The 7,763-nt window shown below is 64.1% G+C and carries 9 protein-coding genes and 1 pseudogene; 4 read left to right on the top strand and 6 right to left on the bottom strand.

Features of this window, described 5'->3' with window-relative positions:
- Window positions 1-144 precede the first annotated feature (144 nt).
- The gene (locus QMK34_RS36890) at window positions 145-309 is read left to right on the top strand and encodes a hypothetical protein (protein ID WP_326419376.1); all 165 of its coding nucleotides are present in this window, start codon (window positions 145-147) and stop codon (window positions 307-309) included.
- 631 nt (window positions 310-940) lie between these two features.
- Here QMK34_RS36890 and QMK34_RS36885 read toward each other — a convergent pair.
- On the bottom strand, window positions 941-1,390 hold the full coding sequence (locus QMK34_RS36885; RefSeq protein WP_326419375.1) for a winged helix-turn-helix transcriptional regulator: 450 nt from the start codon (window positions 1,388-1,390) through the stop codon (window positions 941-943).
- Between QMK34_RS36885 and QMK34_RS36880 the strand changes: the two genes are divergently transcribed.
- On the top strand, window positions 1,389-1,967 hold the full coding sequence (locus tag QMK34_RS36880) for a hypothetical protein (protein WP_326419374.1): 579 nt from the start codon (window positions 1,389-1,391) through the stop codon (window positions 1,965-1,967). The genes QMK34_RS36885 and QMK34_RS36880 overlap by 2 nt on opposite strands.
- A gap of 30 nt (window positions 1,968-1,997) precedes the next feature.
- On the opposite strand, the gene QMK34_RS36875 is transcribed toward QMK34_RS36880, so the two are convergent.
- The gene (locus QMK34_RS36875; protein ID WP_326419373.1) at window positions 1,998-2,645 is read right to left on the bottom strand and encodes a class I SAM-dependent DNA methyltransferase; all 648 of its coding nucleotides are present in this window, start codon (window positions 2,643-2,645) and stop codon (window positions 1,998-2,000) included.
- Window positions 2,646-2,682: 37 nt separating this feature from the next.
- Window positions 2,683-3,171: a M15 family metallopeptidase gene (locus QMK34_RS36870; protein ID WP_326419372.1), complete on the bottom strand. Its 489-nt coding sequence runs from the start codon at window positions 3,169-3,171 to the stop codon at window positions 2,683-2,685.
- 86 nt (window positions 3,172-3,257) lie between these two features.
- Between QMK34_RS36870 and QMK34_RS36865 the strand changes: the two genes are divergently transcribed.
- Both QMK34_RS36865 and QMK34_RS36860 read left to right on the top strand, forming a co-directional pair.
- Window positions 3,258-3,989 carry a response regulator transcription factor gene (locus QMK34_RS36865; RefSeq protein WP_326419371.1) on the top strand — a complete coding sequence of 244 codons (732 nt, stop codon included), beginning with the start codon at window positions 3,258-3,260 and terminating at the stop codon, window positions 3,987-3,989.
- On the top strand, window positions 3,982-5,106 hold the full coding sequence (locus QMK34_RS36860; protein WP_326419370.1) for a sensor histidine kinase: 1,125 nt from the start codon (window positions 3,982-3,984) through the stop codon (window positions 5,104-5,106). The genes QMK34_RS36865 and QMK34_RS36860 overlap by 8 nt, the downstream gene beginning before the upstream one ends.
- A 28-nt stretch (window positions 5,107-5,134) precedes the next feature.
- Here the strand turns inward: QMK34_RS36860 and QMK34_RS36855 are convergent.
- The 3 genes and pseudogenes from QMK34_RS36855 to QMK34_RS36845 all read right to left on the bottom strand — a co-directional run.
- Window positions 5,135-5,465 (bottom strand): annotated as a pseudogene (locus QMK34_RS36855) (M15 family metallopeptidase); the annotation flags it as partial.
- A gap of 66 nt (window positions 5,466-5,531) precedes the next feature.
- Window positions 5,532-6,563 (bottom strand): D-alanine--(R)-lactate ligase, encoded by a 1,032-nt coding sequence (gene vanA / locus QMK34_RS36850; RefSeq protein WP_326419369.1) that lies wholly within the window; start codon window positions 6,561-6,563, stop codon window positions 5,532-5,534.
- Window positions 6,560-7,516, bottom strand: coding sequence for a D-isomer specific 2-hydroxyacid dehydrogenase family protein (locus QMK34_RS36845; protein ID WP_326419378.1), 957 nt, complete (start codon window positions 7,514-7,516; stop codon window positions 6,560-6,562). Before QMK34_RS36845 ends, vanA begins: the two co-directional genes overlap by 4 nt.
- Window positions 7,517-7,763 lie beyond the last annotated feature (247 nt).

The following is a 7,763-nucleotide window of genomic DNA, read 5'->3' as shown; positions in this document are numbered from 1 at the left end:
GCAATGAGTACAGCACTTCTGGCTGCCCGTGAGCCTTCAGGGCTTGCTTGAGCCGGTTGCCTGGAAATCGGGCATGGCCGGTTCTGAGGGGGCGGGGGCGCGGCAACGCGTCCCCGCTACCCGACGAAATCGAAACTCTCCGCAGTGGCCCGCCAATGTCTCGACCGCCGCATCAGCGACCTCGACACCCTCAACACCGAACTCGCCGCGTGGCAAGACGCCATCAACACCGAACGGCGCCAAGTCCGCTGGCAGTTCACCACCGACGACGCACGCGTCAAACTCCGCCACCTATACCCCAAGAGTTAGACACGACACTCTACTAGTGTGCTCATGGCCGCCGGAAGAACGAGATCACGGCGTTTGCCGGGTGTCGCGTCCGATGGTGAGTGCCACCATCGACGAGATCCTCGCCAAAGCCCACCTCGCCCAGGTTGGCATCGAGAGACCGTCGACAATGATGCCGGGCAACGACACCGGAATGATGGAACACCGGTAGAGCTTGAACCGGGCGAGCCGTCATCTCGGGTGCTACGGCTTGTCGAGTACCACCACCAGAGAGGGTTCGCCGTCCAGGCTGAGGCTCCAGACGACGTCTATCACCTCGTAAGTACCTTCAAAAACTCTCCGTCACGTGGCTGGACACTGCGGGAGCACCAGGAGCAAACCGTCGACGTAGCTTTCGTCGTGCGAGGCCCGCGCCGGGCACACCGACCACACGATGGCTCGTGTCGACCGTGGGCGCCTCCGGGCACCGCTCGAAAGCGTGAGCTCCATGAGGTCGGGTAGGTCCAGTCAGATCTGGCCCCTTGGTCGCGGAACTCGGCCACACCAACGTGGACGGGATCCCTTACCTAGCCGCGGAAGTCCAACTGTTCCACAAGGCCAAAGACCCGCGGCCCCAAGACGAGCGTCGAGGATCCTGAAACTGGCGCCCGGGTCATCCGGCGCGCTCGACCTCCATGATCGCGTGGGTGCAGCCCATCGCCGCGTCCGGTGCGGCCTCGCCGCGGGTGCGCGGAAGGTGAGCCTCACCCCAGACCCTGACTCCTTCGACGACGGGCAGGACCGTGGTCCCGTAGTCGGTGAGCCGGTAGATGACGCGCGCCGGGACCGGTCCGGTCACCACGCGTTCGACGAGTCCGTCGGCCTGGAGTTCGCGCAGCTGTTCGGCCAGCACCTTGGGTGTGATCGGTGTGCCTCGGCGACGGAGGCTCGCGAAGTGGGACTCTTCGTGGGCAAGCCAGTACAGCAGGGTCATTTTCCACTTTCCGCCGATCGCGGCGAACGCCGCGGCCATCGGGCAGCCGGGCAGCGGGTTGGGGCGCGAGGGGTTACCTGCGGGTGCCTTCTTGTTCACGGCCGTGCTCCACTCGATAGTCGAACTCATGACAGTGCCATACAAACGAATCCTGATCGCGGGCCTTTCGGCTCTCATGTTGATCGCGACGGCGGCGTCGGGCCAGGCTTCACCGCCTCCCACGTCGTCGACGGCCACCGATGGCCAGCGAGACTTCGAGTGGGAAGCCGGTACGTGGCGCACCACCGTGCGGGTCCTCGCCGAGCCGCTCTCGGAATCCGCGGACCAGTGGCTCCAGTTCGCGGGCACCAGCGTCGTGCGTCCGCTGATGGACCGGCGGGCGAACGTCGTCGAGTTCGGGGTCTCGGGGCCGAACGGCCGCATCGACGCCCTCAACCTGCGGCTGTACGAGCCGCAGGCGCGGCGGTGGAGCCTGACCTTCGTCAACATCCGCGACGGTCTGCTCAACCCGGCGGTGTATGGCGGGTTCCACGACGGCGTGGGCGAGTTCTACGGCGACGACCAGCTCGGCGGCCGTCCGATCAAGGTGCGCTTCCTCATTTTCCGCCAGGGTCCGGACGAGGCAAGGTTCGAGCAGGCGTTCTCCGCCGACGGCGGAACGACGTGGGAGACGAACTGGTTCGCCGTGGATCACCGGGTCCGCTGACCGCGCTCGCGGCCAAGCCACTGCGGGCGATCAGGGCTCCTGGGGCTTGCGAACCAGCAGCTGGGCCTGCTGGAACTGCCGCTCGTTTTCGTGGGGCTCGCGCAGCGTTCGTGCGACGTGGACGAACCCTGCCTGGCGCAACAGTTCCGCAAGACTGTCGGGGGACCATCGATAGGCGAGCGTGACCTTGTGGTCGAATTCCTGCGGTTGGGGGTCGTCACCAGCGAAGAACCCGAGCATCAGGTGGCCACCCGGTGCCAGCACTCGCTGGAACTCGGTGAACACGGCCGGTAGGTGCCGTGGCGGGGTGTGGATGATGGAGTAGAACGCGAGAATGCCCCCGAGAACCCCGTCGGCGAGGTCCAAGGCGGTCATCGAACCCTCGTCGAACCGCAGGTCCGGATGGGCCCGGCGGGCCAGGGCGATCATCTCGGGGGACAGGTCGATGCCGAAGGTGGCCGCCCCGAGCGCGTGCAGGTGTGCGGTCACGTGGCCGGGCCCGCAGCCGATGTCGGCGACCGGTCCGGCGTCGCGGGCCTGCACGAGTTCGGCGAACACGGCCAGCATCGCGCGTTCCACCGGCGAGGTCTCGAGTGCATTGCTGAAAAGCTCGGCGTAGAGAGGGGCAACGGCGTCGTAGGCAGCCTTGGTGTCGTGCAGGACGGAGGGCTCGGTCACGGCGGAAACCTTAGCGTGGCTACGCCGTGCTTGCTGGTCACTGCCACATCCTTGGATCGTGCGTCGGGTCGGCATACAGGGGCGGGCGGCCGCCGTCGACGGCCTCCGGGCGCAGTTCGTAGTGCCAGGGTTCGTTGCGGTAGATCTGGCACAGCCCGTATCCGGCGCCGTGCTCGGCCAGCCACGCCCTGGCATCGGCGGGCCCGATGTCGACCGCGTCCCCCGACACGTGCGCAGACGTGTCGGGGGTGGCCACCCATCGGGCGGCTTCCTCTTCCGTGCCGTATTTCGAGATCGCCTCGCGGAACAGTTGTTCCTGGTACTCCGGGGAACGCCAGCCACCATTGACGGCGAACTCGACTCCGTCGTCCGCGGCGTCGGCTGCGGCTCGGCGCAGGGCGGCGAGCAGAGCGGGATCGAGGTTGGTCACGGCCGGAATCGCGTCGTGGAAGACCGTCACGGGGTCAGGGACAGCGCCATGTGCCTTGCCGAGGGCGCGCCGGACGGCCGAGGAGGATGAGGACATGCCTCCAGCCAACGCAGCGTGGTGTTGCCGGCACGTACGTGAATTTCGATAGGCCGACGATATGCGCCTGGTCATAGTATCGGAACATGCGTGTGTTGATCGTCGAGGACGAGCTCTATATGGCAGAGGCCATCCGGGATGGGCTGCGCCTGGAAGCGATCGCCGCCGACATCGCTGGAGACGGTGACACCGCGCTGGAGCTGTTGAGTATCAACGACTACGACATCGCCGTCCTCGACCGCGACATTCCCGGGCCCTCCGGGGACAAGATCGCCGAAAGCATCGTCGCTTCCGGTAGCGGCATGCCGATCCTGATGCTCACCGCTGCCGACCGGCTCGACGACAAGGCCACCGGGTTCGAACTCGGCGCCGACGACTACCTCACCAAGCCCTTCGCGCTCCAAGAACTCGTGCTCAGGCTCAGGGCGCTCGACCGCAGGCGCGCCCACAACAGGCCGCCGGTGCGAGAGATCGCGGGCCTGCGGCTGGATCCGTTCCGCCGCGAGGTCTACCGCGACGGCCGTTACGTCGCGCTCACCCGGAAACAGTTCGCGGTGCTCGAGGTCCTCGTCGCTGCCGAAGGGGGGGTCATCAGCGCCGAAAAGCTCTTGGAGCGAGCATGGGATGAGAACGCTGACCCGTTCACCAACGCCGTGCGCATCACCGTCTCGGCACTGCGCAAACGGCTGGGGGAACCCGGGATCATCGCCACCGTGGCGGGTGCCGGCTACCGCATTGACAACGCAGACAAGGCAGACAACGCAGACAACGCAGACAACGCACCCGGCGCCGGACGTGGGGGAGGGAACCGTGGATAGGTCGCCCGGTTTGAGCGTTCGTCTCAAACTCACCCTCAGCTATGCCGGGTTCATCATGCTCGCGGGTGCCTTGCTGCTCGCCGTGGTGTGGGTGTTCCTGCTGCGTTACGTACCCGAGGTGATCTACATCGCGCCGTCCGGCGCGCCCGGGAGGCTCGGCCCGGGTCCGGTTTCCGTACCCGACCGCGCCGACCTGGTGCGCGCCTTCGCCCCGAAGGCAGTCGCGATGGTGGCGTTCCTGCTGGTGTTCGGTCTCCTGGGCGGCTGGATCCTCGCCGGTAACATGCTCGCGCCACTGACCCGCATCGCCAATGCCACCCGGCTGGCCGCGAACGGCTCGCTCTCCCACCGGATCCAGCTGGAAGGCCGCACAGACGAGTTCCGCGAACTCGCCGACGCCTTCGACACCATGCTCGCGCGGCTCGAAGCGCACGACGCCGAACAGCAGAGATTCGCGGCCAACGCCTCCCACGAACTGCGCACCCCGCTGGCGATCACGCAGACCCTGCTCGAAGTGGCTCGCAACGATCTGGACCGCGACACCGGCGAACTCGTCGAGCGCCTCCACTTCGTCAACACCCGGGCGATCGACCTCACCGAAGCGTTGCTCCTGCTCAGCCGCGCCAACCAGCGGTCCTTCAACCGAGAACGCGTCGACCTCTCCCTCATAGCGGAAGAAACCGCTGAAACGCTCCTTCCCCTCGCCGAAAAGCGCGGCCTCACCATCGAGACCTCCGGCGACATCACCCCCACCGTCGGCTCACACGCGCTCCTGCTGCAGATGACCACGAACCTCGTGCACAACGCGATCGTCCACAACCTGGCCGAGCAGGGCACCGTGTGGGTCACCACCAGCGTTCAGCCCAAGACCGCGGTGCTCGCTGTCGAGAACACCGGCGAGGAGCTGTCGCCACGATTGATTTCCAGGCTCGTCGAGCCGTTTCAGCGCGGCACCGAACGCATCCGCGGCGACCACGCGGGTGTCGGCCTCGGCCTGGCCATCGTCAAAAGCATCACCCAAGCGCACGACGGAACCCTCACCCTCACCCCCCGCCCCGGCGGCGGGCTCCGCATCACGGTGCAACTCCCCGCCGCGCCACCGCACAGTGGCAGCTGATGATCGGTTCGGCCGGGCAACCGGTCTTCTACGTGATGGGAAAATCGAAATACGTGTCGGGATAAGGTTCGTCCTTCAGCGTGTAGTGCCACCACTCGCAGTCGTACCGATCAAAACCGCAGGCCTCCATCCATCAGGTCATGGTCGCCGCCCATCGGGGCAAGTTCACCGGTAGCCAAGTGGTAGAGCGTCAAGTCGACGGTGCTGCCCCGGCTGTGGCCCGATTTAGCGGCCACATATCCCTTTTCCAGCATCTCTGCTCTGTCGATGTTCGGGTAGTGTCATAGTTTCGTCCGGCCGTCATCCGGCTGTTGTGACCAGCTCACAAAACGATCTACGGCGCGCTGCGGGCGTGTCCCCGGTGGCGTACTTGGTATCCCAGCGTATCCAGGGCGCAAACTTGTTCAAAAAGACAAAATCGTCTTTCATCGGGCTTTTCCGGTCAATGCCAACGACACGACCTGGTCGATCACCTCGGCGAGCGGCAACCCGGCGGCGGCCATCATTCTCGGGTAACGGCTGTATGAGGTCATGCCGGGCAAGGTGTTGACCTCGTTGAGGACCACTGTTCCGTCCTCCTTCAGGAACATGTCCACTCGCGACAGCCCCCCGCAGCCCAGGGCGCGATAGATGGCCTTTGCTGTCTCCTGGACGAGTGCGCGCGTCTCTGCCGGAATGTCAGCCGGAACGGCGATGGTCGAGTTTTCGGAACCGCTTTCAGGATTGCTCTCCTGATGGATTTTGAAGAAGCCATGAGACAGTGAAATTTGATCGACCTCGCCTGCGGTCAGCTCCAGATCGTTCCCCAAGATGGCACAGCCGACCTCGCTGCCGACGACAGCTTCTTCAATCAACACCTTCGAGTCGTACTGTCGCGCGGTTTCCACCGCACTGGGCAGCTCTTCTTTGCTGGACGCCTTGCTGACCCCGAAAGATGAACCCGAGCGGGCCGGCTTCACAAAGACGGGATAGGTGAGGAGGTCGGGATCGATAGTCTCGTTCGCCGCGACGGTCCGGAAATTCGGGGTGGCGATTCCCGCGTTTCCGGCGACGAGGTAGGCAAGGGATTTGTCCATGCACAGCGCGGAACTCTGGATATCACAACCGACGTAGGGGATGCCGGAGAGCTCCAGCAAACCCTGAATCGCACCGTCCTCGCCAAACTTGCCATGCAGAACGGGGAACACCACGTCCAGGCCGATCGTTTCGTACCGTCCTTGCTCCAGCACGAGCAGTCCGGGTGCGCTTCGGTCCGGTGACAGCGCAACCGGGCGGCAATTGCCGTTTTCCCAGTCTGCGTCCACGCTGTCGCAAAGCTGCCAAGCGCCGCTCTTCGTGATCCCGACATAGAACGGCTCATACTTTTCGGCATCGAGGTTTTTCGCGACCTCTTGTGCGGATTTGACGGAGATGGAATGTTCTTCACCGAGGCCGCCGAAGATAATTCCTATTTTCATATCCAATGCTGCTTTCCGCTCTCAAATTTCCGGCAGTTGACAATGGAGTTTTCGACAGTGTCGATCAGGGCGTGATCTGTGTGATAAGCGGTGTGCGGGCTGACGAGCACATTCGGCAGCTCGTGCAGGCGCAACAGCTGCTTGCTGTCAACGGGCTTGTTTCTGCGGTCGGCGTAGAATATTCCGTCCTCTCCTTCGAGGACATCCAGTGCCGCGCCGCCCAAGCTGCCGCTTTCCAATGCTGAAATAAGGGCATCGGTGTCGATAAGTGAACCGCGTCCGGTATTGATGATGAACGAGCCGTGCTTCATCTTCTCGATACGTTGCCGGTTGAGGAGATGGTGCGTATCGGCGTTAAGCGGTGTATGGAGCGTGACAATATCGCTCTGCCGCAGCAGGTCATCGAGGGGAACGTAATCGGCAGAGGTCACGGGAAGGCTGTCGTGGGCCAACGTGCGGCAGCCGAAACCCTGCAACCTGGCCAGGACCGCGGTGCCAATGCGTCCCGTTCCAATCACCCCGATGGTCAGATCGCGTAGCTCTTTCCCGCGGACATCATTAAGCCTGTAGTCATGAACGGCTGCGCGCCGGATGATCGACTGCGCGTTTCGCGCCGTCATCAACATCAGCATGAGCGTGTAGTCGGCCACGCCGTCGGGCGAATACGCGACGTTTTCAACGGAAATGCCGACACTCTCCGCGTAGTCCACATCGAGATGGTCGTATCCGATGCTTCTTGTGGAGATATACGTTACGCCTGCTTGACCAAGCGCGCGAAGGGTGGAATTTGTGATGTGAGCTTTATGGCCGACGCTGATACAGCGGCTTCCCCTGGCCAGTTCGATATTGGCCTCTGATACCGCTTCCGCTGTGATGGTCGGCATGATGTTGAAGCGAGGCGCCAGCTTTCGGAACAAGACGACCTCGTCCGGCTCGCACCCAAATATCGTCATTCCCAGTGCGGGGACGGCTGCGGAGGACCAGGATGCCGGCGATCGAGGGCCACGGGTGGCGGTTCGTGCTGGTTCGCCGTAGGTCATGCCCCCAGTCAAGACGGCGTGGTGTTGCCGGTGCGTATGTGGTTTCCGATATGCCGACGATATATTACTGGCCGGTAACACGGGGGCCATGGCAACTGGCGGGAGGACGGTGCCGAGACGGCGTTGCGGGCCGGAGGGGGTTGCTATACGGTCGGACAGA

Source organism: Amycolatopsis sp. H20-H5, from assembly GCF_035828755.1.
Taxonomy (GTDB): Bacteria; Actinomycetota; Actinomycetes; order Mycobacteriales; family Pseudonocardiaceae; genus Amycolatopsis.
Note: the sequence above shows the minus strand (reverse complement) of the source record. Positions and strands in the feature narration are given on the sequence as shown.